The organism is Methanolobus halotolerans (assembly GCF_004745425.1).
GTDB classification, from domain to species: Archaea; Halobacteriota; Methanosarcinia; order Methanosarcinales; family Methanosarcinaceae; genus Methanolobus; species Methanolobus halotolerans.
In genome coordinates, this window is record NZ_PGGK01000001.1 from 146,627 (window position 1) to 168,486 (window position 21,860).

Genomic DNA, 21,860 nt, shown 5'->3' on the forward strand with positions numbered 1-21,860 from the left:
AGAAGGCGAGGATCTATTAAATAATGTGAACGAAGATCTGTCTTGCTTCATCTTTTCTTATCGAGAGGTTGTACCCCTTTATCCTGAATTCTATGGGGTCTCCAAGTGGTGCTTTTCTTATAAGCTCAATTTCCGAACCCGCAACCATCCCCATATCGAACAGCTTTCGTCTTGTATGTCCCTTTACACGAACTTTGGTTATTTTGGCTAAATCGCCAGGTTTTAGGGTATCAAGTGTGATCTCAGACATTTAATTTGTTCCTTAGGCAATTATTTTACATCCTGTTTATGACTTAGCGTAATCACACTTTTGATATATAGTGATTTCGCGATACCTAATTTATTTAAATGCGTAAAACAGCAATATCAATAACATTATCTATGCTGCATGATTCCGGTTTCGTACATGTGGCTATAGAATTTGTTTTATGAAAGGAGTTCAATTTGTCTTTGCTTTTTTCCCGTGTACCGGACAGGTATCTTTTGCTGCAGGGGTGCATTCGATGTATTCGCCAGTTGTGTAGAAATGCCTGAAATGCTCTAGCCAGTATGGCCATTCTTCTCTTCTGTCAATAAATTCTACGAACTTTGTAAGGACATCAAAGGTTTCAGGAGCTAACACATGCTCTATCTTGCATGCATCCTGGTCGGCTGTCTCTTCATCAACTCCCAGTATCAACAGGAAATCCCTTATAACTCCGTGTTTTTCCATGGTGCACTTGGCAATCCTTTCACCTTCTGGTGTAAGCGTAACACCGCCGTATTTCTCATAATTGATATAACCCAGTTTAGTAAGCTTCTTGAACATTCCTGTAACACTGGGGGAACTCAGTTCCAATTCCTTCGAAACATCTTTCACCTGAGCATAACCTTTTCTTTCAATTACCCTTTCAATTACTTTCAGGTAGTCTTCAACTCTTTCTGTTGTCATTGCTCCTCACTAGTGGGATCATATTCCAGCCGATGGTCCTGTATATTCAGCATACATAAAATATGTTTTATAAGTCCTTTTATATCTGCTATCTGATTTATTGCTATGCACAAAACACTATATATACTTTGCTGAAGTTTACTATATTTTGTAGCAGTGGCTAAAATCGTTAAGATCTTTATCTTATACTTACTTTCGTTTTATGATCTGATCTCCTCTTGCTAATAAAATATAAAGCAATTCTAAATATGTGATTTCAATTCCTGTAAAAAAAGATATTGTATAGAAACTTATTTATATTTGTTTATATAATATAATATTACTAATATATTCTAGATAAACTGGCCTGGTGTTACTGATAGTAACATGTTGATGAGTATTCCTCTGAATTCTCTATGGTTCATTTGTAAGCAGTGAATTCTGACGGTTTCGGTAGGCGGTATGCGATGAAAAGAACTTTACTCAATATGGTATTCACTTGTAGTTTAGTAAAAGATATTTTTTTATTATTGAATGATGGTCCAAAGGATATTGTGGGTATTCAATTTGCTTTAAAAGCAAGCAGACAGGCCTTGCTTCCAAAGATCAGGATACTGCAGGAAGAAAATATCGTTTCTGTGGTTGACGGTTTCTGTCAACTGACAGTTTACGGAAGGATACTGGTCGAAAAAATGGTGCCACTGCTGGATACATTTGATTCGCTGGGGGATATCGGCAGCTACGATATGGCTTTCATTCCTCCTCATCTATTTAAATAGATGAATAACATCGGTCCATGTACTATAGTAGATCCCTCTCCTCCCGAAATATTTGAAGTGGACAAAGAGTTCCATAAAAAGTCAAAAGAATCAAAGTCTGTTGCTGCTATCACAACTTTTCTGTTCCCGAATTTCAGTAATATATTCACAGAATATATTGAAATGGGGATACGTTTATCGCTCATTATCACGAATGAGCTTTCTGACAAGGTTAAGAGTGATTGTCCTGATGAAGTCACAAAGTTGATGGACAGTGAAAATGTGGAAATTTACGTTCATGAAGAGGATATGCATCTGGTATCTTTCACACAAAATGATTGCGGGCTCATGCTCCGGCTACTGTCGAACTCAAATCCTCCCAGTTACGATTACAAACGAATTTTTTTCCAAAGCCCGGGTGCGCTCGAATGGGGCAAAGACCTATTTGATCACTATAAACATAATTCCGTACTGTTGACCGGTATATAACTTTATATTATTTACCAGCAGCGAAGTATGCTTGTATTCTATCCATGCCCTCTTTTATATTCTCAAAGCTATTTGCATAGGAAAAACGCAGATAACCTTCCGCACCATCGCCAAAGTCAATTCCCGGTGTTACTGCTACGCCAATATCCTCAAGTATCCTGTAGCTGAGTTCAAGGGAATCCTTCCCGAATTTACGGGCATCTGCAAGTATGTAATATGCGCCTCTTGGTTCACTTTTGACTTCCAGTCCTGCCTCACGTATCCTCTCTAACATATAGCGGCGTCTCTTATCGTAAGTCGAGACCATCTCCCTTACAGTATCCTGAGGTCCGCGAAGGGCAGCAATCCCTGCATATTGTACAAATGCATTGGTTGATATGAAAAAGCTCTGCTGCATCTTCTGCAAGGTTCTTATGTATTCTTTTGGAGTTATCAGGTATCCCAGTCGCCACCCGGTCATGGCATAAAGTTTTGAAAAACCATTGAGTACAAATGCATTCTCCGTATATTCCAGGATGGTGTGGTCCTCTCCTTCATAAACGAGTCCCTGGTATATCTCATCTGAAATGATTGGTATTTTACCTGCAATATCTGCCAGTCTTTCAAGTACCTCTGAAGATAATACATGTCCTGTTGGGTTAGATGGTGAATTTATGAGGATTGCTTTTGTTCTCTCATTGATCTTCTCCTTTATCAGTTCTGGTTGCAGCATAAATCCATCGCAACTGTCCATAAAGGCAAAACTGGGAACTCCGCTTACGGCCTTTACAAAGTTGGGATAGCATGCATAATGTGGATTTGACATTATTACTTCATCACCGGGATTTATAAGCGCCATGAACAGTAAAAGCATTGCAGGACTGGTTCCTGAAGAGATCACCACCTGCTCAGGGATGATATTCACATCGAATTTCTGTCTGTAGTTCTCAACTATGGCTTCCCTGAGTTTCAGCAGACCCTGGCTGTGAGTATACTTCGTGTTACCTGCGCACATGGCAGCAGTCGCAGCTTCACAAATATGTGGTGCTGTGGGGAAATCCGGTTCTCCTATCTCAAGATGTATTATTTCCCTGCCTTCTCTCTCAAGTTCCTGCGCCCTCTCCAGGATCTCCATCACATGGAATGGGGGCATGTTCACAATTCTGTCGGATAGACTTATGTTCATTGCGATGCACGTTCCGTAATCTGCTCTATAGGTTCAGGAACGCTTAAAAATATAAAATAGTTTTCATCAGATAAAAAGGTGTCAGATCAAAAAATAACCAGGCTTATGAGCCTGGTTTTAATATGGTTTTATTTCTTTTCCCTTGCATAAGCAACAAGAGCTTCTTTTATACCCCAGCGGAAAGCTACAACGATTGCAATTCCCCATGCAAGCGGACTTAGCAGGATATAGAATATACTTGTGTCTATGAGCAATGTATCGAGGGCAAGAAGCACTATTATCAGTGCAAGGAAGCCTCTAAGCGCAGGTATCCATATTTCGCTGCCTTCGACATCCATACTCTTCATCATGCTTCCGATGTAGTCTGCGAACAGGTCGATTGCCAGAAGGCCTATCACAAGTATGATTACTCCCGCAAACAGGTTTGGCAGGTAGGCTAATATCTGTCCGACGACTACCGCGATCATGGACAGATTGAGAATGTCCAGTGCGGCAACTATGAATATCAGGTATCCGAAAAGCCTCACGAGCCAGGATGTTATTCCGGAAAATGTTAGTCCGCTGGTTCTCATGGCGCTTCCGTAGGATGTCCTTTCAAGGCGTTCATCGATTCCGGACGCAATAAGAATGTTCTTCACAAGATCTGCAAGGAAATCAACAATCAGCAAGCCTATTATTAAGACTACCAGTGCAGAGAGTATAATTGGTATATACAGGATAATGGTTGTGATGAAATCCGCTACGATCTGTATTTGCAAAAGGTCGATAATAATAACTGCAAAGATAATGTAGATGAACCATCTTATCGCCGCATCGAAAAACTCAACGACTGTCACCTGGGCTCGTTCAAACATAGTTCCCAGGGATGTTCTCAGTATCAGATCGTCAAGTCCTATCTTATCAAGGATCTTGGCTCCTATCTTCCCTAAAGCTCTTCCTGCGATCCACCCAACAATGATAAGCAGTATAACTGCCAATAAGGTCGGAAGGAAATTAATTATATCATTCGCTATATCGTATAAACTACTGGTTAACGATCCATTTGCCATATGACGTACCCCTTTCTAATTCATTCACCAATAAAGATGCTTGTATCAAGCAATGCTCCAACCCCTTTTTACAAAAAAAAATTAGTTCCTTTTGTTATTTAAACTTATTCTAAAATCTCCTATTTGTACAATATGGAAGAAAAAATTTTTATGAAAATAAATATTTACTAATTTTGTATAGATCCCTGATGTTATTATAGCATGGTATATTTAACGTATCAATAGAGAATTTGATGACATGAATCCTGACTTCATCAAAAAGATGGACTCGAAAATCGATCAGATTAGTTCTTTCCCTGTCATCAATGGATATTACCTTGTCATTGGCGGCGGGAAAATAGGGACGAGATTTGTGGAGCATGCAAGAAAATCCCGTTTACCTTTTGTACTTGTGATTGACATTGACTGTGAGGCACTGGTTTCTGGGAATGTGACGGTGCTTAAGGACAGGTGGCATCTTGTTGATGTCCTCGATTCATTGACTGCAAGTGGAAAAAGTGATGATTGCTATGTCTCATGTAAAGGCCCATCAATTCATGGATGTAATATCTTTTTTTACTGCATGGATTCAAAAGAGATACCTTATCTTCTGAACCATGGGATGCCTGAATACATAATTCCTGCCGTTCCCACTCATGCCGCAGTTGATATTGTTGAAGATCTTCTGAATTTTCAGAATGAGAGAGCATTCATACGCAAAGTTTGCATAGACGAAGATGATGAGGATTCAATGCAGCTCTTTAAGAACATCGTTTCCTTTTTTCCTGATAACATCGTGGCAGGAAAATTTCCGGAACATGGTACTATTTTCCTATCGTATGCCCGCCCTGGGGAGATATGTCCTGGCAATTGTAAGGGACAGGAAGGTTACTGCTACACTTTCACAAGGATAAAACCAATAACGATAACCAGCTATGTGCTTGAGCTTTCCGGGAGTGAAGCCGGCTGGGTGTTTGAGAGCTGTCAGATGGCGCCTGGTATCGGTGGAATACGTGGCAGGGATCTCAGGGAGAATCTGATAGCGATAATGAAGCATATACGTCGGATAAAAGGGGAACCTTCAATCCATGGTACCGGAGAGAGGTCTTTCTTTATAGCGACAACATGTAACTGCCATGGTATTCTCAATATTCTGCAGATAGTATAATGTCCCCGGAACCCACGCTTTCTGTTCATTACCGATTAAGATATTGTGAGAAGAAGAAAGATTGGCCGGATAGGATTGGTTGGTTGGTGGTACGTTATGAACCCGGCCTATATTTTAATAAAGACTATTAATATAAATATATGTCCATTGATCAAATGAGATTGCTGGAACTACAAATTTTATTAGAATTATCTCGACAACTCTGTCATATTTGATTTAAGAGCTTATGGATAACAGTCTTACTTGGTTGAAGTAGAATACCTGCAAAGCTTGCGTGTTTCCGGTCAATTGCAAAGTATTATATCGCTTCAATCCAGACTAATATTTGGGGCTTTAAAATGGATAAGTTCGAAAGGTACTTATTTGCAATTATGGGGTTAGTTATAATTGTCCTTCTGGTGGTGGTCATCAGTATGCTTGGCAATCCTGTCTCAAGATATGATTATCAGTCAGGATACAGTCAGCCTGGTGGAATGATGGGTGGTCCCAGTGGCCGGATGGGTCCGGAATATGCCTATCCATATGGGGTATCGGATATTGATCCTGAGTTAACAGATTTCGACTCAAACGGTGAGATGATATATTACACGGGATATAATGAAAGCGGACAGAAGATTCCTTTCTCATACGGTCCTACCTGGCTTTCCGTTCGCGGTGGTAGTTGTGTCAGCTGCCACGGAGTAGACGGCAGAGGCGGTGTTCCGGTAATGATGGCTTATGAAATACCTTCGGATATTACCTATGAGTCACTGACATCCGAAGAGCACGATATGGAAGAAGGTGAAGGCCATCCTCCATACACTAACGAGACAATCAAGATAGCCATAAGGGAAGGTATTGATCCGTCAGGTGATGAACTTGATCCGGTCATGCCAAGATGGCATATGTCAGATGAGGACCTGGATGATCTCATTGAATATTTGAGAGGATTGTGATCTACAAAAAAAGATGACGAAGAATAACTACAAACAGTAAAAATCGAGACGATCGTAAGCACCGCAGTCATGCCCGGCCCGAAGCCCAGTTGGCTGCGGCGGCAGCTAATCTCTCAAAACCCACTAAAGCAATAAATTATACTACCATTCCAGTAAAAACTTCTTTCCGGATTTTTCAAGAAGCTATAAGCATATCTAACAGTAATAAAAGCCACTCATTCTTTTCGTGGTTGTAAATCCCTATAATTCCGCAACTTAAGATTTAGAAATTAGAGCCTCCGGGGGGATTTGAACCCCCGACCTGCTGATTACGAATCAGCCGCTATACCCCTAAGCCACAGAGGCGAATGTTAACGACCTTATACTTGTATAGGGTGATTTAACGATTTCGCTTATTATTTATTTATTTAAATCACGATACTTTTACTTCGATACAGACATTGAACTGGCGGGGGGCGTAGGAGCGGACGACCCTTGATCCCGTCAGTTGGATTGTCCTGCCGGCCCTGGATGCTGATTTTCGTATAAGATTCAGGGAGCTGTCGAAAAGGTCGTCCCCGGGTGTGATATCATAATAATGGATAATTGCTCCGGGTGCACATAGTTTTATGGCGGCATCCAGGAATTCATGGGCGTTGTGGGGGAGGTTCATTATCACATGATCGGCTGTTGAGGCAAATCTTACAGCTTCCTGGTTGGCATCTCCTTCAATGGCCTCCACATTGCTGATAGAATTGAGTTCTATGTTCCGGCGCAAAAAATCCACAGCATCGGGGTTCTTGTCGATTGCTATCACGCGGATATCAGGGCTTTTCTTTGCGATCATGATACTGTAGGGCCCCACACCTGCAAACATATCCACAACGGTCTGGCCTTCACTTACCTGTGCGAGTATTCGCGAACGTTCCGTTGCCAGGCGGGGGGTGAAATATGCTCTCTCCATGTCTGTGTAGTATCTGCATCCATATTCTGTGTGAACGGTTGAGGTCCTGTCCTCTCCTGCAATAGTCCTGAACCTGCGGGTCCTGAACTCCCCTTCAACAGGTCCCAGGGCTGCAAGTACCGTCCTGACGTTCTTCTTCACTTTCATAATGGCATCAGCAACCCTTTCAGGTTCTGCAACATCATCTTCGATAAGTGCGATATCGCCGATCACTTCAATATGCGGTACTTCATCAAGGATGTTCTCAAGCTTTAACTGTCCTTTCTGTTCCTCGAATTCGTATTCTCTAAGCTCAAATTCCCCTGGCAGTTCTTTAAGGATGTCTTCATGCTGTCCTTCTGTAAGGGGTAAATAAAGGAACTCTCTCTGCGCACTTATGCGCACAGACTTGTCCAGCAGGTCCATCTCCAATAACTCTCTTCGTATTGGTTCTCCATTTTTCTTCAAAACTCTTATGCAACTCTTAATCATGTTCACATACCTATAATAAACCATGATCCGAACAGGACGAGAAACAGACTGCAAGACATCAGTACTCTTTCATAAAGCTTTGGGGACATGAACTTCTTCCCCTTGCTGAAGGAAGTTGACACCAGCGTAAAATATCCCAGGTCGGCGATCCAGTGTCCGATCACGAACATTGCGGCAGCCAATATACTGATCTCAAGTCCGCGCAGGACAAGTGCACTGCCGGCAGCGAGCCACCACAGCCAGAAATAAGGGTTTGAAGCGGAGGTAACTATCCCTGCAAGCACAGGATTCGAGCCGGTGGTTCCGTGCTCATGCATTGAACTTGCAGCACCCTTTGCGTTCCTGAATGTAAGGACTCCAAAGATGATCAATGTGGCTCCTCCTATGAAGGATATTGTCATGACTGTGTTGTCACTGACTGCAGTGACGCCATATATCACAAGTATGCATACTAGGAGTTCCAGGAAAGCGTGACCCAGGAACACCTCCGGGCCTGCTCGCCACCCTTTCTTCAGGGACGTATCTATTGTCGCGAAAAGCATTGGTCCGGGTACGAGCGCACCTGTCATTCCAACGGCAAATCCTATGGCCAGCATCTCCAGCAGTTCTAACATAGTCTACACTGCATAATCAGGTCAAGTGCAAAAAAGCTTTGGCAAAAAAAGCATCTAGGACAAAGGAAGAGGTAGTACGGTCTTCCTTTGTTTTGTTTATCTGGTATCCTTTTGTTCAGAGGATAATTTCAATATCCAGCTCTTCCGCAAGTTCCTTGTACCTGTTACGGATCGTGACCTCGGTCACACCTGCAACATCAGCGACCTCTCGCTGGGTGCGGCGTTCGCCACAAAGGATGGAGGCAATGTAGATAGCTGCAGCAGCTACACCTGTAGGGCCGCGGCCACTGGTAAGTTCCTTCTCTGATGCCTGCCTGAGGATCTCAACACCCCTGGACTGGACTTCACCCTTCAGGTTGAGTCCTGAGCAGAATCTCGGGACATAGTCTATGGGTGATGTAGGCATGAGCTTAAGGGACAGCTCTCTTGATATGAAACGATATGTCCTTCCGATCTCTTTCCTGCTTACCCTTGACACCTCCCCGATCTCATCAAGTGTCCTTGGGACGCTGCACTGGCGGCATGCTGCATACAATGCGGCTGCTGCAACACCTTCAATGCTCCTTCCGCGGATTAGGTTCTTGTCGACAGCTTTCCTGTATACGACAGCAGCAGTTTCACGTACGGTCCTTGGAAGACCAAGAGCCGATGCCATGCGGTCGAGTTCAGAAAGTGCGAAGGCAAGGTTCCTCTCAGTTGCGTTACTTACGCGTATCCTACGCTGCCATTTTCTCAGCCTGTAAAGCTGTGCCCTGTTCTTGGATGATATTGACTTGCCGTAAGAGTCACGATTCCTCCAGTCTATCATAGTGGAGAGACCTTTATCGTGAATGGTATAGGTCATAGGTGCGCCCACACGGGAACGCTTCATTCGCTGGTCATGGTCAAACGCACGCCATTCTGGTCCTTCGTCAACGAACTCTGCGTCAACTACAAGTCCACAGTCCGAGCATACAAGTTCTGCTCTCTCATAGTCCTGTACAAGATTTCGGCTGCCACATTCCGGACACTGGACTTTTGCTTTTTCAACTTCAGTGTCCTTTTCTTTCTCTTTACGTGCCTTGATCATTGCACGTATCTTCTCCCTTTCGGAAGTATCGGAATAACGTACCCTTTCAACTTCGACCATTTCAATCACCTTTCATAATAAACTTAAATATATTCCACAAGTCTTATATCGTTCAATCAAAGCTCACTCTGTCTGTATTTTGAAACTAGTTCTACTCTCACTGAACATATACCCGGTCGTTGATCAAGTTCTTCAGATCAGAATCAGTAGATCCCTTGTTCGGTTTCACAATAAAAAAAGGCCAATCAACAGGTCCGAAGGTGCCGGAGATCCTCCCTATTCTTTTTATTGATTTATCAAGAACAAAAGAATTTATTCTAGGCATATCTCTCATGGATCCGGAGTATTTCTTTTCATCCCCTCTGATGATAATACCATCCTGCTTCGAAATATGTAATACTTTACCCAATCTTTTCATGTTGTGTATGTTTAGAATCTATTGTTTCCCTGTTTTTATGGTCTTTATCTCGACTCTATTCTATATATAGTTTTCGCAGAACTTTTAATATCTAAGCTAATCATTACAAAAAGATATCGTTTATTCCGGGAATAAATCTCCCGTACTTTAGTTCGTACATGGCCTTTTTATGTTGTAGCAGACCACAAACTTAAAGTTATAACAGGTCCATTCTGGCACGACTTATACTTAATAATTTAATACGATCCATCATATATCTTATGCATGGAGGAAATTCGGTGGCAGATAGAAAATTCGTATATTTTTTCGGGAACGAAGATACAGACGGTAAAAATAGCATGAAAGATCTGCTGGGTGGCAAAGGCGCCAACCTGGCAGAGATGGCCAACCTGGGAATTCCGGTTCCTCCCGGCTTTACTATAACAACTGAGGTTTGTGTGCTCTATCTTGAAAAGGGAGCATATCCTGACGGTGTACTTGATCAGATCAATGATGCGATCGAGAATCTTGAAAGGGTTAATGGTAAGAAGTTCGGGGATATCGAGAATCCCTTACTGCTTTCAGTAAGGTCGGGTGCACGTGTCTCCATGCCAGGTATGATGGATACTGTTCTTAACCTGGGCCTCAATGACGATACAGTTGAAGGGCTTGCAAGGAAGACAGGTAACGAAAGGTTTGCATACGACAGTTATCGCAGATTCCTTACAATGTTCGGGGATGTGGTACTGGGTATAAAGCACGAGGAATTCGAATCAGCGATCGAAGCCAAGAAAAAACAACTCTGTGTAAACCTGGATACGCAACTCAATATCGATGCTCTCAAAGAACTGGTCGAAGAGTTCAAAGGTATAATCCGCAAGAATACCGGCAAAGATTTCCCCCAGGTTCCACGTGAGCAACTTCAGATGGCAATTGATGCGGTTTTCAATTCATGGAACAATCAGCGAGCTATCACATACAGGAAGCTCAATAACATTCCCAGGGACTGGGGAACTGCAGTCAATGTTCAATCAATGGTTTATGGGAATATGGGTGAAACTTCCGGTACGGGTGTTGCCTTCACAAGAGATCCGGCAACTGGTAAGAAGGTATTCTTCGGTGAATATCTGATCAATGCACAGGGCGAAGACGTGGTGGCCGGTACCAGGACTCCGCAATCTATAGAGACCCTGAAGCAAACAATGCCCGATGCATATGCTCAACTGGTGGAGATCTACCAGAAACTTGAAAACCATTTCAAGGACATGCAGGATATAGAGTTCACAATTGAGGAAGGTAAGCTGTACATGCTCCAGACCAGAAATGGTAAGAGGACTGCTGCAGCAGCCTTGAACATAGCAGTGGACATGGTCAATGAGGGTCTGATCGACAAGGAAACCGCTCTTATGAGATTGAGGCCGGAGCAGATAGACCAGTTACTACATCCGATGATCGATCCGGAGTCAGAATATAAGATAGTTGCTACAGGTCTGCCGGCGTCACCTGGTGCTGCTGTCGGTAAAGTTGTTTTCACTGCCGAGCATGCTGAAGAGATGGCTGCTTTGAACAAAAAAGTAATTCTGGTCAGGACCGAGACATCCCCTGAAGACATCGGCGGTATGAATGCGGCCCAGGGCATACTCACAGTTCGTGGTGGAATGACCTCACATGCTGCAGTTGTTGCCAGAGGAATGGGAAAACCCTGTGTTGCAGGATGTGACGCACTCAGTATCGATATCCATGAAAAGGTCTTTACAATTGGTGATTTTATCATCAGGGAAGGGGAATATATTTCTATCGATGGTGCAAAAGGATGCGTCATTATGGGGGAAGTCGATCTTATTACACCAGGCGTCACCGGGGAGCTGGAAACACTGCTCACGTGGGCTGATGAAGTAAGGAAGATGAAAGTACGGTCAAATGCCGACACTCCGCATGATGCGCTTGTTGCAAGGGAGTTCGGTGCAGAGGGTATCGGATTGTGCCGAACCGAACATATGTTCTTTGGTGATGACAGGATACCTGTTGTGAGGGAAATGATCCTGGCAGAGGATGAAGACCTTCGAAAGAAAGCTCTCAATAAACTTCTGCCAATGCAAAGAGGGGATTTCATTGGTCTCTTCCGTGTGATGGAAGGTTACCCGGTAACCATACGTCTGCTCGATCCTCCATTGCATGAGTTCCTTCCAAAACATGAAGAACTTGCTGCTAAACTAAGGGACCTTGAGGCAACTGTCTCGCAGACTGGCATAGGCGAGAGAGGGAATCTTAAGAGATTAATGGAACGTGTCGAATCCCTCACAGAGATAAATCCCATGCTCGGGCACAGGGGTTGTCGTCTTGGTATCACGTATCCTGATATCTATGAGATGCAGGTTCGGGCGATCGTAGAGGCTGCATGTGAGCTCAAGCTGGAAGGTATAGACATCGTACCTGAGATAATGATCCCTCTGATCTGTCATGTAAATGAACTCAAGTCGGTCAAACAGCATGTGGTAAACATTGTCGAGGCTGTGCTTAAAGAGAAGGATGTCAGGATGGACTATCTTGTAGGTACCATGATCGAGCTTCCAAGGGCGGCACTGACAGCTGACCAGATTGCACATGAAGCTGAATTCTTTTCCTTTGGTACGAACGATCTGACACAAACGACTTTTGGTTTCAGCAGGGATGATGCGGGTAAGTTCCTCCCGTTCTATGTTTCAGATTCCATCCTTGAGAACGATCCGTTTGCAGTTCTTGACCAGGAAGGTGTTGGTGAACTCGTCAGGATTGGAATTGAAAAGGGCCGTTCCACAAAGCCGGACCTTAAAATTGGTATATGTGGTGAACACGGGGGAGAGCCAAGTTCAGTCAAGTTCGGTTACAGGATCGGACTGGATTATGTAAGCTGTTCCCCATTCCGTGTTCCGATAGCCAGACTGGCGGCAGCACAGGCTGTTCTTGAGGAGAAGGAAGAATAAGATAATACAGTTCATCCGCATTAGTTCAGTTTGAACGGCTGTCCTGATTCTGACAGCCGCTTTCGGTTTTTTTGAAACCCTGTTTTATTTCAATACGGCTGATCTCCATGAATATCAATTCATATAGTCCGACTATGCTGATATGAACATGGATGTAGATAATGGGCCTCTAAATATACGAAATTCAACAGCCGACTTAAAAAGAGATGAACTTGCTTTGATCTGTAGCAAGTTCAATGTGATCTCTGGATCATATAATCTGCAATAGCACAAAGTATGTCTTTTGATTCAGAATCCTCCAGAACATCAAGCAATTCCTTGCTTCTTGCTATATATGAGAGTGCAAGGTCTCTTGCATATTCAATAGATCCTGAATCTTCCAGCATGTGGACCGCGTTGTTGATCTCTTCATCACTGGCATTTCCCTTGCCAAAGATATCGAGTTCAACACCGTTGTTTAAGGCGTGGATCGCGATAAGTGTTTTCTTACCTTCCATCAGATCGCTTCCTCTTATCTTACCGAGTATCTCTTCAGGAGTTATCATGTCGATGACATCATCATATATCTGGAAGGCAATGCCTATCAGTCGTCCAAATTCATAAAGAATGTCTGCAACTTCATCGGATGCTCCTCCGAGAATCGCACCTATCTGACATGAAGCAGCATAGAGTACTCCGGTCTTCTTCTCTATCATTTCAAGGTATTCTTCCTTAGTGACATCCATGCGGTTTTCAAATTCCACATCCATCCATTGTCCTTCACAGATGTCCCTGCACGTCTTTGACAGAATATCGATGCACTTAAGTATTTTTTCAGGATCTCCTTCTGCATGTGCAAGTATCTCAAAAGCCTTGGAGTAAAGGGTGTCACCGGCAAGAATGGCTCCTGCCTCACCCCATTTCACGTGTACTGCCGGCATTCCTCTGCGGATGTCATCCCTGTCCATTATGTCATCATGAACAAGTGTGAAATTATGCACCAGCTCCACGGATACGGCAGCAGGAACCACTTTTTTCGGGTCCGAACCTACTGCTTCAGCAGTGAGTATCACGATGGCAGGACGAAGTCTTTTACCACCGGCGTCCGGAAGATAGCGGGCTGCCTTGTAAAGTTCTATGGGTCTGGAGACAGGGAGGTAGTCCTCAATGCCTCTGTCAACATGCACAGACCTCTTTTTTATCTCTCCAATTAAGTCCATACTCATTCTCACTGTTTTTTCTGGTTTTTATAAACATCACTCTTCTTCTATATAGAGTTCTTCTCCATTCCTTAGCAGGTGTAATGTGTCGCCAAGGGAATAACCGGCATCTTCTGCCATCTGGATATACTCGCTGTGCATATGTATTGTCCCGTGTGCAGGAATGACATGTTCTGGCTTCAACATCCTGAGCAGTTCCCAGTGGTCTTCCCTGTACGCATGTCCGGAAACGTGAACATCGTCGTATATCCTTGCGCCCCTCATCTTAAGTTTTGTTTCAAGTGAATAACGGTTTGCCTGTGTCATCGGGCTTGGTATCACGTTCGCTGAAAAAATGATCCTGTCACCGGTCTCTATCTTGAAAGGTGTATCTCCATTTGCGATCCTGCTGAGTACTGCACCTGGTTCTCCCTGATGGCCTGTGACAACGGGAAGGTACTTGTCCTTGCCTTTTTCCATTATCTTTTTCAGCGCACCGTCAATGTCCCTGCGATGGCCGTATATTTCCACAGTATCGGGCAGATTTATATATCCGAGCTGGTGGGCGGTTCCTACATATCGTTCCATGGACCTTCCAAGTAGTACGGGTATCCTGCCCATTTCACTGGCAAACTGGACTATGGAATTCATACGGGCTATATGGGAAGCAAACGTTGTGACTACCATTCCCACATCCGATTCCTCGGTGCCAAGAAGCACGTCCTTAAGCATCATGTGTGCGATCATCTCGGAAGGTGTTTTCCCATTCCTTCCTGCGTTCGTACTTTCGGTGATAAGTGCGATGACTCCTTCCTGACCAAGCTTCGTAAGCCTTTCAAAATCGGGCATTTCTCCTATGGTTGGTGTCCTGTCCAGCTTGAAATCACATGCATATATAATACTTCCACTTGGTGTGTGGATTGCCAAAAACACGGTATCAATGATACTGTGCTGTGCATTCACGAATTCAATGGATATGTCTTTTGTGATCTCCATCGTATCGCCTGATTTTAACGCAACTATATTGTTCTTAACACCGAACTTTCGCTCAGAATCTATCTGATGCTTTATAAGTGCGGTAGTATAAGGTGTTGCTATTATGGGCGCAGTGTAACGATGTGCGAGTTTGGATATTGCACCGATATGGTCAAGGTGTCCGTGTGTACAGACTATTGCACGTACATTTCCGTTGACCTCATTCATTATAGTGTCATCCGGAATGGCTCCCATCTCTATTAGTTCAAGGGAATGCATGCGGTCTATGTCCACATCTTCATGTATCTGGACCCTGTCCAGGCGAAGTCCCATGTCGATTATTATTATATCCTCATTTATCCTGACCGCAGTCATATTGCGGCCCATTTCATTATATCCGCCTACTGCGATAATACCTATTTCAGTCATATATTATCCTCTTTATGTTTATAAAAAATTAATTTGTTTTAACAAATCTTTCTGAATGACAGTTAAACTATCTGAAAATCACTCTTATCAGAACGTAGTGCAAACTCTTTTGCATCAAAGCCCCTAAGTTCGATATATTCTTTTGTCCATCCTGTTATTACCGTTGGGGCCGAACGCAGTTTTTTGATATCGTTGCAACCGCAAAGGAACATTGCCACCTTCAGTTCATCAAGTAAACGAGAGATGCTTTCCTCAACTTGCTTTTCACCTTTCATGGCCGGCTCTACGAAAGGTAATGCAGCACTGGAGACTGATGAGCCAAGAGCGATGCATTTCGCTATGTCAAGTCCTGACCTTACGCCACCGGTGGCAATAACCGGCAGTAAGCTACTGCATTCGACAATGCTTGGAACGGTAGGTATGCCGAAATCCCAGAAGAGATCACCCAGCAGTTCTGACATGATATCCTCTCTTTCTCTTGCACGGTAGACTTCCACACCTGCCCAGCTAGTTCCCCCAACACCTCCGACATCTATAGCTGCGACTCCTGCATCCTTTAACAGCCTGGCATCTTCCAGTGAGATCCCTGCTCCCGTTTCCTTAACGATGATGGGTGTTTTCAGGTTGCAGATCTCCCTTATGCTGTCAAGTGCACCGGAAGCGTCCCTGTCACCTTCGGGTTGTATGGCTTCCTGCAGAAAATTCAGGTGTATTGCCATAGCATCGGCATCTATCATCTCTATTAATCTCTCAACACCTTCAATACCGTATTGTCTTATCTGTGCAGCACCTATATTTCCATAAACAAAAGTGTTGGGTGCCTTATCGCGGACAACCCTGAAAGACTCTTCCTGTGAAGGATCTTCGATGGCCGCTCTCTGGCTGCCAACGCCTATCCCTATACCAAGTTCTTCCGCAGCACTGGCAAGAGCTGCATTAATAGGTATGGTCCCGGGGTGCCCGCCTGTAATTGAGGCTATCATGAAAGGTGCATTCAATTTACTTCCAAGGAACTCCACAGACAAATCGATTTCGTCCATGGACATTTCGGGGAGTGCCCGATGCACAAGCATAATATCGTCAAATCCCGCTCCCATTCTTCTTGATTCCACAGGGCTTGTAGCACATAGTTGAAGGTGTTCTATCTTTCTCTGTGAAGTAGTCATGATACTGGTCCTTAATATTCCGCTTTTGAGATCGCAGTGCCAATGTCCTCTCCGCTTAAGAAGCCTGAGACATTTCCAGCCTGACCTGCGTTGAAAATGTATGAAGTGATATTCGATGATTCACTAAGGTTTAACAGTTCAAGTACCTTTCCCAGCATCCCGCCTGTAACATCGGTATTGGCAGAACCGCTGATGAACTGCTTTATCTGATCGAAGTTATCAGGCGTTATCCTTCCAATTGTCTTGCCGCTTCCGTCAAGCACACCTTCCGCGGCACTTCCTATGCCAATGCGCTCTGCTTTTAACTTGAATGCAAGATAAGGTACTATCTGATCTCCCGAGAGTACTGATGTGCCAAGTCTTTCATCCATTACCACATCACCATGTAAAACAGGTACAAAACCCCTATCTATCATTTCCTGAATATGGGCAAGGAACATACTCTTTATCCTTGCATCATCAGAAACAACGCAGTTCATAGGATGAATTCCGATGGCGTTGACCCCTGCATCGTTCAGGTAACTGACTACCAGTTTGTTCAGGTCCTTTACGGACAGATGGGTTATAATGCTTCCCCTAGGGTCGAACTTCCCATTCAGTTCATAGCGCTTTGCCTGGGGATGTCCAAAAGAACCCGCACCATGTACGATTACCAGGCCTGTATCAAATTCTGATATTTCTCTGGCAATTCGTTCTATTTCTTCATACCTGGCAGCGCCTTCATTTTTTCCTTTATCGGTGATTACACTTCCGCCTATCTTTAAAACCGTAATGCCTTGTCCTTTTTTCATGCTATGGCTCCAGTCTGACACCTTCATGAGTGTTTCTTGTGAGGATGGCTTCGGCACCGATATTCTTTATCGCACTAGCAACTGCACTGGCACTTGTTTCGTTTGCGAGTGCAACAATACATCCTCCTCCGCCTGCTCCTGTGATCTTTGCGGAGATCGCACCGGCATTCCGTGCCGCATATACCAGTGCTGACAGTTCAGCTCCTCCGACACCGATGGCATCGAGAAGTCCATGATTTACGTTCATCAGTTTACCGGTGGTCTCATAGTCATACCGGTTGACAGGTTCTTCAGCCAGGTGCGCCATTTTACCTATATTGTCTAGTATGGGATCTATGATATCGGGGAATTCCTGGCGCAGTTGTGCCACATTTGACACAAGATCCTTCGTTGATGAGGACTTCCTGGTATTTCCAATCACCAGCTGACAGTCCAGGTCTTTGAGTTTGCGGCGTTCCGGGATAAGGACTACTCCACCCATTGTACTCACATAGGTATCAGTGGGGCTGGCATTTCCCTGTATTTCCCTTTCGATAGTATGTCCTATGTTTGCGATATCTTCCAGTTGCAGGTTGCATGCGTAAAGCTGGTTCAATGCCTGCAGCGTTGCAACGGTAACAGCTGCAGAAGAGCCGAGTCCCGAACCCACAGGAAGTTCTGACCGGATTTGTATCCTGACTCCTTCGATGTTCGCATGACCTTTCATTTTTTCAATTACACTGGATACATAGGGATGTATCTCGAAATCCAGGGCAGTTGTTCCAAGTACCGACTCAATGACTATGGAATCATGTTTTGTTGCCTGCACCCTTGTACGCAGATCGATGGCGCAACATATGGCACTTTGTCCGTAAACAACTGCATGTTCACCGAACAGGTATACTTTTCCGGGCGCAGAGCACGTTATCATATTAACTCCAATTCATCATTACCAACATACTTTATTCAACTACCAATGCCGCATATCCTACTACCTGCGAATAATCACCACTCACATCACCGCTGTTCGCATACTTCAACAGCTCTACATTGCCTGCACCAAATTCCATTGCTGCTGTAAGCATAGCTGCAATAGGGCCAAAACCACAGGCTGTGATATTCTTTTCTTCCCTTCTTCGATAGAACTCCTCAATATCTTTCCTGATAATCGAGTCTATAAGATAGTGATCATTATCATGTGCTACTTTTGCAGGCTGGTAATGTGTAAAATCGCTGGAAGCTATGAAGACTGTCCGCTTGCCACTTTTCTTTGCAGCATTTGCAACCACTTGTCCGACTTCAATAGCAGTCTCTTCATCTTGCAGTCCCATGCAGATAGGGAGTATCTTGAAATCATCTCCGAACCTGTACTGAAGAAAAGGTAACTGTACCTCTATGGAATGTTCAAACCTGTGTGCCAGTTCGTCATAATCCACAATGCTTCCGGCAAGGAGTTTTCCTGTTTCCTGGTCAGCCTCTATTTCTCCAAGTGGTGTGGTCCACGTTTCCTGGGAAAGAGCAATGGCTGATCCGTATCCGGTATGGTTGGGACCAAACAATACATAGGTATCTGCTTTCGGGAGCAAGGCATAAGCGTGCGCTGCAACCTCCCCTGAATAAGCATATCCGGCGTGGGGAATCACAGCCCCTGTGATCTCCCTTTCCCGGATGTCTATGTTCTTAAAGCATCTGCTCAGTTCTTTCTTGAGGTCCCTTGGACCCAATGGATAGAACTGGCCGGCAACTGTTGTTTGTCTCATACTACTATTCACCCCATGAAATATACGGGTTTTTTCTATTTGTAGTATGCCTGTACAGCTAGCTGGTTCAGATGCCTGCTTCGAAACTTTCGAGTTCGTAGTTGAACATTGTGTTGTTGGATTTTGTAATCTCTCTTGCGAGCAGCCAGTAGACAAGTGAAAGTGCTTTTCTGCCTTTATTGTTTGTCGGGATGACCAGATCTACATTTGATGTCATGTTGTTCGTATCACAAAATGCGACTACTGGTATTCCGATATCATTTGCCTCTTTTATTACCTGTGCATCGCCGGTAGGGTCTGTGACAATGACTGCATCCGGTTCAAAGAAGTGCTCAACCGTTGGGTTTGTGAGTGTTCCGGGGATGAACCTTCCGACCATGGATCTTGCGCCGATTGCCTTTGCGAATATTTTTGCAGGGAACTGTCCGTACTGCCTTGCAGATACTACAAGTATCCTCGAAGGGTCATACTCGGACAGGAAGTTTGCAGCCAGCTTGATCCTTTCGTCTGTAGCCTGGATGTCAAGTACATAGAGTCCGTCGGTCCTTACACGGTACACGAATCTCATCATGTTCTCGGTCTTCTGCTGGGTACCGATGTGTACTCCTGCTGCAAGATACTCATCTATAGGAACAAGCGAAGTGGTCTTCTCTCCCTCACTTCCTTCCTTTGGTTCTGTTATGTTTCTCACTTCACTCTCAACTTCTGTGTTATTATCTTCTGTAATCTTGATATCTTCGGTTGTATCCATTCTATCACCTTATGATTTTGTCTCTTTTTACTGTAATGGGAATGATTCCCAGTTCGAACTCTTTTTTGGCAAGAAAAAGGGAATTTGTATTTTGATCATCGACCAGCACTGGCGCTCCCATTGAAATCTGTAATGATCTTGCTCCAATGATCCTTGCTTTCTCATACCTTGTATAGTGTTCTGTGTTCAATCGATCACCTAACGTACAATTCCGTAGCAATAATAATTAAAATAGTTCGACCATAATGACTATTAGCATAAAAACAGTTTCTTAGCAAACAACCTTATTATGGTCCTTGGATTAACTTGAATAATAAATTCTATTCGGAATCCCTCCGAATGTGGTCGCATGTCTTACAACAGGCTCCTCCAGTGTTTACCTGAAAGGTAATGGGACCGCTGAGATTTGAACTCAGGTACCGGCGTGATCCGCATGATCTGCTCATGTCCCGAACGCCGAAGGATGGTCCAGGCTACCCTACGGTCCCTTACTGGTATGGAGCCAGTGTGTCTACAAGTTCAACGTGGGAGAGGATCATCCTGCGGCAGCAGTATCTTGTGATCCCGAGATCATCAAGCACAGTGCCTGCATTCTCGCCTTCCTGAACACGTCTTTTGTACTCTTCCCAATAGTTTGAAACTACCTTTCCACAGGTAAAACACCGGACTGGAATCATTGCTTAAATCTCACCTGTAAGATTTCTGATATCTTGAACGTGCACCAGGTCCGCCGAACTTCTTAGTCTCTTTCTGCCTGGAGTCGTTTACAAGCAGGTTACGGTCATATGCCATGTAGGTATCACGGATATCTGTGTCATTCGTCCAGTCCACTATGCCTCTCGCGATAGCGGTTCTGACTGCACTTGCCTGTCCCATGATGCCGCCTCCATTGACTGTGACATCGATATCAAGAGTAGCTGCCGTCTCGCCTGCGATCATGACTGCCTCGTCTATTTTCAGTTTTGCGAACTCAGGATCGTATATCTCGAGAGGTTTCTTGTTAATGCGCACTCTTCCTGTTCCTTTCTTGACAGTTGCACGTGCAATTGCTGTCTTCTTTTTACCGGATGAAGTTACAACTTTAGTTGACATTTCTTATTCTCCTCAGAATTTGGAACCCAATTTTGCGCTGACCTGTCCAAGGGTAATGTACTTGTTCGAGCTCAGACGATTCATGTCTGCTTCTTTCACGCTGATTATTTCTTTGTCATTGAACTCTGAAGGGACGCCGATGTACACCTTGAGGCGTGACATTGCATCTTTTCCTCTTGAACGTTTGTAAGGAAGCATTCCCCTGACAGTTCTCTTCAGTATCCTCTCTGGTCTTCTGGGGAAGTAAGGTCCGAATTCACGGTTACCAATGTTCAATATCTCGTCATACTCCCTCAGGGTACTCAGCCTGGAGCCGGATATGACTGCCTTATCGGCGTTTACTATGTCTATCTGTTCGCCTGCCAGTAATCTTTTCGCCACTGTGCTTGCAAGCCTTCCCATAATAAGTCCATCTGCATCGATAATTGTCATCATGATCACCTTTACTGCAGAATCCTTATTCCGGATCCCTTGGGATTCTCTTCAATGATCTGTTCAATCGTCAAACATTTCCCACCAAGGCCGGTGATTTTTTCCTTTGCTGTCAAACTGAAGCTTAATGCCGCCACAGTTGCTGCTTTGCCAATCATGCCCGAACCCAGTACCTTGCCAGGTATAAGAACAGTTTCATTCTCATTTGCATACCTGTTTATTTTACTGAGGTTTACTTCAGCATAGTTCTGCCTTGGCTTTTCCAGCCTGCTTGCTACATCTTTCCAGATGAGCACATCGTTATCATAGGATACCTGTTTCAAATATGTGATCAATTTTGGTATCCGTGGATTTGTCTTTCTGACTATTTTTGCATTTGTTTTCTTGCTCATAATGT

General features: G+C 44.1%; 25 protein-coding genes and 2 tRNA genes. 5 read left to right on the forward strand and 22 right to left on the reverse strand.

All coding sequences use genetic code 11. The annotated features are described in order from the left end of the window. Positions 1-16: 16 nt before the first annotated feature. Positions 17-250, reverse strand: coding sequence for a FeoA family protein (locus CUN85_RS00710; protein WP_135387975.1), 234 nt, complete (start codon positions 248-250; stop codon positions 17-19). 189 nt (positions 251-439) lie between these two features. After that, the gene (locus CUN85_RS00715; protein ID WP_135387977.1) at positions 440-931 is read right to left on the reverse strand and encodes a metal-dependent transcriptional regulator; all 492 of its coding nucleotides are present in this window, start codon (positions 929-931) and stop codon (positions 440-442) included. 509 nt (positions 932-1,440) lie between these two features. Between CUN85_RS00715 and CUN85_RS00720 the strand changes: the two genes are divergently transcribed. Then, positions 1,441-1,689 (forward strand): hypothetical protein, encoded by a 249-nt coding sequence (locus CUN85_RS00720; protein WP_135387979.1) that lies wholly within the window; start codon positions 1,441-1,443, stop codon positions 1,687-1,689. After that, positions 1,690-2,157, forward strand: a complete 468-nt coding sequence (locus CUN85_RS00725) for a helix-turn-helix transcriptional regulator (RefSeq protein WP_135387981.1) — start codon at positions 1,690-1,692, stop codon at positions 2,155-2,157. A 7-nt stretch (positions 2,158-2,164) separates the two neighbouring features. Here the strand turns inward: CUN85_RS00725 and CUN85_RS00730 are convergent, their stop codons facing one another. Then, the gene (locus CUN85_RS00730) at positions 2,165-3,322 is read right to left on the reverse strand and encodes a pyridoxal phosphate-dependent aminotransferase (protein ID WP_135387983.1); all 1,158 of its coding nucleotides are present in this window, start codon (positions 3,320-3,322) and stop codon (positions 2,165-2,167) included. Positions 3,323-3,450: 128 nt separating this feature from the next. Next, complete coding sequence (locus CUN85_RS00735; RefSeq protein WP_135387985.1) at positions 3,451-4,371, reverse strand: mechanosensitive ion channel family protein; 921 nt, start codon at positions 4,369-4,371, stop codon at positions 3,451-3,453. Positions 4,372-4,609: 238 nt separating this feature from the next. On the opposite strand from CUN85_RS00735, the gene CUN85_RS00740 reads away from it, so the two are divergent. Together CUN85_RS00740 and CUN85_RS00745 are read left to right on the forward strand one after the other, a co-directional pair. Continuing rightward, positions 4,610-5,518: a hypothetical protein gene (locus CUN85_RS00740; protein ID WP_135387987.1), complete on the forward strand. Its 909-nt coding sequence runs from the start codon at positions 4,610-4,612 to the stop codon at positions 5,516-5,518. A gap of 338 nt (positions 5,519-5,856) precedes the next feature. Then, a complete protein-coding gene (locus CUN85_RS00745; protein ID WP_235856137.1) occupies positions 5,857-6,453 on the forward strand; it encodes a c-type cytochrome in 597 nt (198 codons plus the stop codon). 273 nt (positions 6,454-6,726) lie between these two features. Here the strand turns inward: CUN85_RS00745 and CUN85_RS00750 are convergent. The 5 genes from CUN85_RS00750 to CUN85_RS00770 all read right to left on the reverse strand — a co-directional run bounded on the left by CUN85_RS00750 (position 6,727) and on the right by CUN85_RS00770 (position 9,968). Further along, a tRNA-Thr gene (locus CUN85_RS00750) sits at positions 6,727-6,798 on the reverse strand. 67 nt (positions 6,799-6,865) lie between these two features. Then, positions 6,866-7,843, reverse strand: a complete 978-nt coding sequence (locus tag CUN85_RS00755) for a class I SAM-dependent methyltransferase (RefSeq protein ID WP_328591204.1) — start codon at positions 7,841-7,843, stop codon at positions 6,866-6,868. 26 nt (positions 7,844-7,869) lie between these two features. Continuing rightward, a complete protein-coding gene (locus CUN85_RS00760) occupies positions 7,870-8,481 on the reverse strand; it encodes a LysE family transporter (protein ID WP_135387990.1) in 612 nt (203 codons plus the stop codon). Between the two features lie 115 nt (positions 8,482-8,596). Continuing rightward, positions 8,597-9,610, reverse strand: a complete 1,014-nt coding sequence (locus CUN85_RS00765) for a transcription initiation factor IIB (RefSeq protein WP_135387992.1) — start codon at positions 9,608-9,610, stop codon at positions 8,597-8,599. 97 nt (positions 9,611-9,707) lie between these two features. Then, a complete protein-coding gene (locus CUN85_RS00770; protein ID WP_135387994.1) occupies positions 9,708-9,968 on the reverse strand; it encodes an H/ACA ribonucleoprotein complex subunit GAR1 in 261 nt (86 codons plus the stop codon). A gap of 278 nt (positions 9,969-10,246) precedes the next feature. Here CUN85_RS00770 and ppdK point away from each other — a divergent pair, with 278 nt between their 5' ends. Continuing rightward, complete coding sequence (ppdK, locus tag CUN85_RS00775; protein WP_205804315.1) at positions 10,247-12,910, forward strand: pyruvate, phosphate dikinase; 2,664 nt, start codon at positions 10,247-10,249, stop codon at positions 12,908-12,910. Positions 12,911-13,143: 233 nt separating this feature from the next. Here ppdK and CUN85_RS00780 read toward each other — a convergent pair whose 3' ends face one another. From CUN85_RS00780 to CUN85_RS00840, 13 genes are all read right to left on the reverse strand, one after another. After that, a complete protein-coding gene (locus CUN85_RS00780; RefSeq protein WP_135387998.1) occupies positions 13,144-14,109 on the reverse strand; it encodes a polyprenyl synthetase family protein in 966 nt (321 codons plus the stop codon). Positions 14,110-14,145: 36 nt separating this feature from the next. Beyond that, positions 14,146-15,492: an RNase J family beta-CASP ribonuclease gene (locus tag CUN85_RS00785; RefSeq protein WP_135388000.1), complete on the reverse strand. Its 1,347-nt coding sequence runs from the start codon at positions 15,490-15,492 to the stop codon at positions 14,146-14,148. 62 nt (positions 15,493-15,554) lie between these two features. Further along, positions 15,555-16,658 carry a type 2 isopentenyl-diphosphate Delta-isomerase gene (fni, locus tag CUN85_RS00790; RefSeq protein ID WP_135388002.1) on the reverse strand — a complete coding sequence of 368 codons (1,104 nt, stop codon included), beginning with the start codon at positions 16,656-16,658 and terminating at the stop codon, positions 15,555-15,557. 11 nt (positions 16,659-16,669) lie between these two features. After that, positions 16,670-17,449 (reverse strand): isopentenyl phosphate kinase, encoded by a 780-nt coding sequence (locus tag CUN85_RS00795; RefSeq protein WP_135388004.1) that lies wholly within the window; start codon positions 17,447-17,449, stop codon positions 16,670-16,672. A 1-nt stretch (position 17,450) separates the two neighbouring features. Continuing rightward, positions 17,451-18,359 carry a mevalonate kinase gene (locus CUN85_RS00800; protein WP_135388006.1) on the reverse strand — a complete coding sequence of 303 codons (909 nt, stop codon included), beginning with the start codon at positions 18,357-18,359 and terminating at the stop codon, positions 17,451-17,453. Positions 18,360-18,390: 31 nt separating this feature from the next. Next, positions 18,391-19,188 carry an MEMO1 family protein gene (locus CUN85_RS00805; RefSeq protein WP_135388008.1) on the reverse strand — a complete coding sequence of 266 codons (798 nt, stop codon included), beginning with the start codon at positions 19,186-19,188 and terminating at the stop codon, positions 18,391-18,393. 67 nt (positions 19,189-19,255) lie between these two features. Then, positions 19,256-19,939 (reverse strand): 30S ribosomal protein S2, encoded by a 684-nt coding sequence (gene rpsB, locus CUN85_RS00810; protein ID WP_135388010.1) that lies wholly within the window; start codon positions 19,937-19,939, stop codon positions 19,256-19,258. A 4-nt stretch (positions 19,940-19,943) separates the two neighbouring features. Continuing rightward, positions 19,944-20,129, reverse strand: a complete 186-nt coding sequence (locus tag CUN85_RS00815) for a DNA-directed RNA polymerase subunit K (RefSeq protein ID WP_135388012.1) — start codon at positions 20,127-20,129, stop codon at positions 19,944-19,946. Between the two features lie 201 nt (positions 20,130-20,330). Continuing rightward, a tRNA-Pro gene (locus tag CUN85_RS00820) sits at positions 20,331-20,427 on the reverse strand. Then, entirely contained in the window at positions 20,428-20,616 is a 189-nt protein-coding gene (locus CUN85_RS00825; RefSeq protein WP_135388014.1) for a DNA-directed RNA polymerase subunit N, read from the reverse strand. A 10-nt stretch (positions 20,617-20,626) separates the two neighbouring features. After that, positions 20,627-21,031: a 30S ribosomal protein S9 gene (locus tag CUN85_RS00830; protein WP_135388016.1), complete on the reverse strand. Its 405-nt coding sequence runs from the start codon at positions 21,029-21,031 to the stop codon at positions 20,627-20,629. A gap of 12 nt (positions 21,032-21,043) precedes the next feature. Further along, on the reverse strand, positions 21,044-21,463 hold the full coding sequence (locus CUN85_RS00835; protein ID WP_135388018.1) for a 50S ribosomal protein L13: 420 nt from the start codon (positions 21,461-21,463) through the stop codon (positions 21,044-21,046). A gap of 11 nt (positions 21,464-21,474) precedes the next feature. Continuing rightward, on the reverse strand, positions 21,475-21,855 hold the full coding sequence (locus CUN85_RS00840; RefSeq protein ID WP_135388020.1) for a 50S ribosomal protein L18e: 381 nt from the start codon (positions 21,853-21,855) through the stop codon (positions 21,475-21,477). Positions 21,856-21,860: the final 5 nt, after the last annotated feature.

Coding starts and splice junctions, on each gene's coding strand:
- CUN85_RS00730 (WP_135387983.1), bottom strand. CDS start 3,322: ATGAACATAAGTCTATCCGACAGAATTGTGAACATGCCCCCATTCCAT.
- CUN85_RS00745 (WP_235856137.1), top strand. CDS start 5,857: ATGGATAAGTTCGAAAGGTACTTATTTGCAATTATGGGGTTAGTTATA.
- CUN85_RS00835 (WP_135388018.1), bottom strand. CDS start 21,463: ATGACAATTATCGATGCAGATGGACTTATTATGGGAAGGCTTGCAAGC.
- fni (WP_135388002.1), bottom strand. CDS start 16,658: ATGACTACTTCACAGAGAAAGATAGAACACCTTCAACTATGTGCTACA.
- CUN85_RS00710 (WP_135387975.1), bottom strand. CDS start 250: ATGTCTGAGATCACACTTGATACCCTAAAACCTGGCGATTTAGCCAAA.
- CUN85_RS00740 (WP_135387987.1), top strand. CDS start 4,610: ATGAATCCTGACTTCATCAAAAAGATGGACTCGAAAATCGATCAGATT.
- CUN85_RS00715 (WP_135387977.1), bottom strand. CDS start 931: ATGACAACAGAAAGAGTTGAAGACTACCTGAAAGTAATTGAAAGGGTA.
- rpsB (WP_135388010.1), bottom strand. CDS start 19,939: ATGGATACAACCGAAGATATCAAGATTACAGAAGATAATAACACAGAA.
- CUN85_RS00805 (WP_135388008.1), bottom strand. CDS start 19,188: ATGAGACAAACAACAGTTGCCGGCCAGTTCTATCCATTGGGTCCAAGG.
- CUN85_RS00800 (WP_135388006.1), bottom strand. CDS start 18,359: ATGATAACGTGCTCTGCGCCCGGAAAAGTATACCTGTTCGGTGAACAT.
- CUN85_RS00780 (WP_135387998.1), bottom strand. CDS start 14,109: ATGGACTTAATTGGAGAGATAAAAAAGAGGTCTGTGCATGTTGACAGA.
- CUN85_RS00830 (WP_135388016.1), bottom strand. CDS start 21,031: ATGTCAACTAAAGTTGTAACTTCATCCGGTAAAAAGAAGACAGCAATT.
- CUN85_RS00760 (WP_135387990.1), bottom strand. CDS start 8,481: ATGTTAGAACTGCTGGAGATGCTGGCCATAGGATTTGCCGTTGGAATG.
- CUN85_RS00785 (WP_135388000.1), bottom strand. CDS start 15,492: ATGACTGAAATAGGTATTATCGCAGTAGGCGGATATAATGAAATGGGC.
- CUN85_RS00770 (WP_135387994.1), bottom strand. CDS start 9,968: ATGAAAAGATTGGGTAAAGTATTACATATTTCGAAGCAGGATGGTATT.
- CUN85_RS00795 (WP_135388004.1), bottom strand. CDS start 17,449: ATGAAAAAAGGACAAGGCATTACGGTTTTAAAGATAGGCGGAAGTGTA.
- CUN85_RS00825 (WP_135388014.1), bottom strand. CDS start 20,616: ATGATTCCAGTCCGGTGTTTTACCTGTGGAAAGGTAGTTTCAAACTAT.
- CUN85_RS00840 (WP_135388020.1), bottom strand. CDS start 21,855: ATGAGCAAGAAAACAAATGCAAAAATAGTCAGAAAGACAAATCCACGG.
- CUN85_RS00725 (WP_135387981.1), top strand. CDS start 1,690: ATGAATAACATCGGTCCATGTACTATAGTAGATCCCTCTCCTCCCGAA.
- CUN85_RS00735 (WP_135387985.1), bottom strand. CDS start 4,371: ATGGCAAATGGATCGTTAACCAGTAGTTTATACGATATAGCGAATGAT.
- CUN85_RS00765 (WP_135387992.1), bottom strand. CDS start 9,610: ATGGTCGAAGTTGAAAGGGTACGTTATTCCGATACTTCCGAAAGGGAG.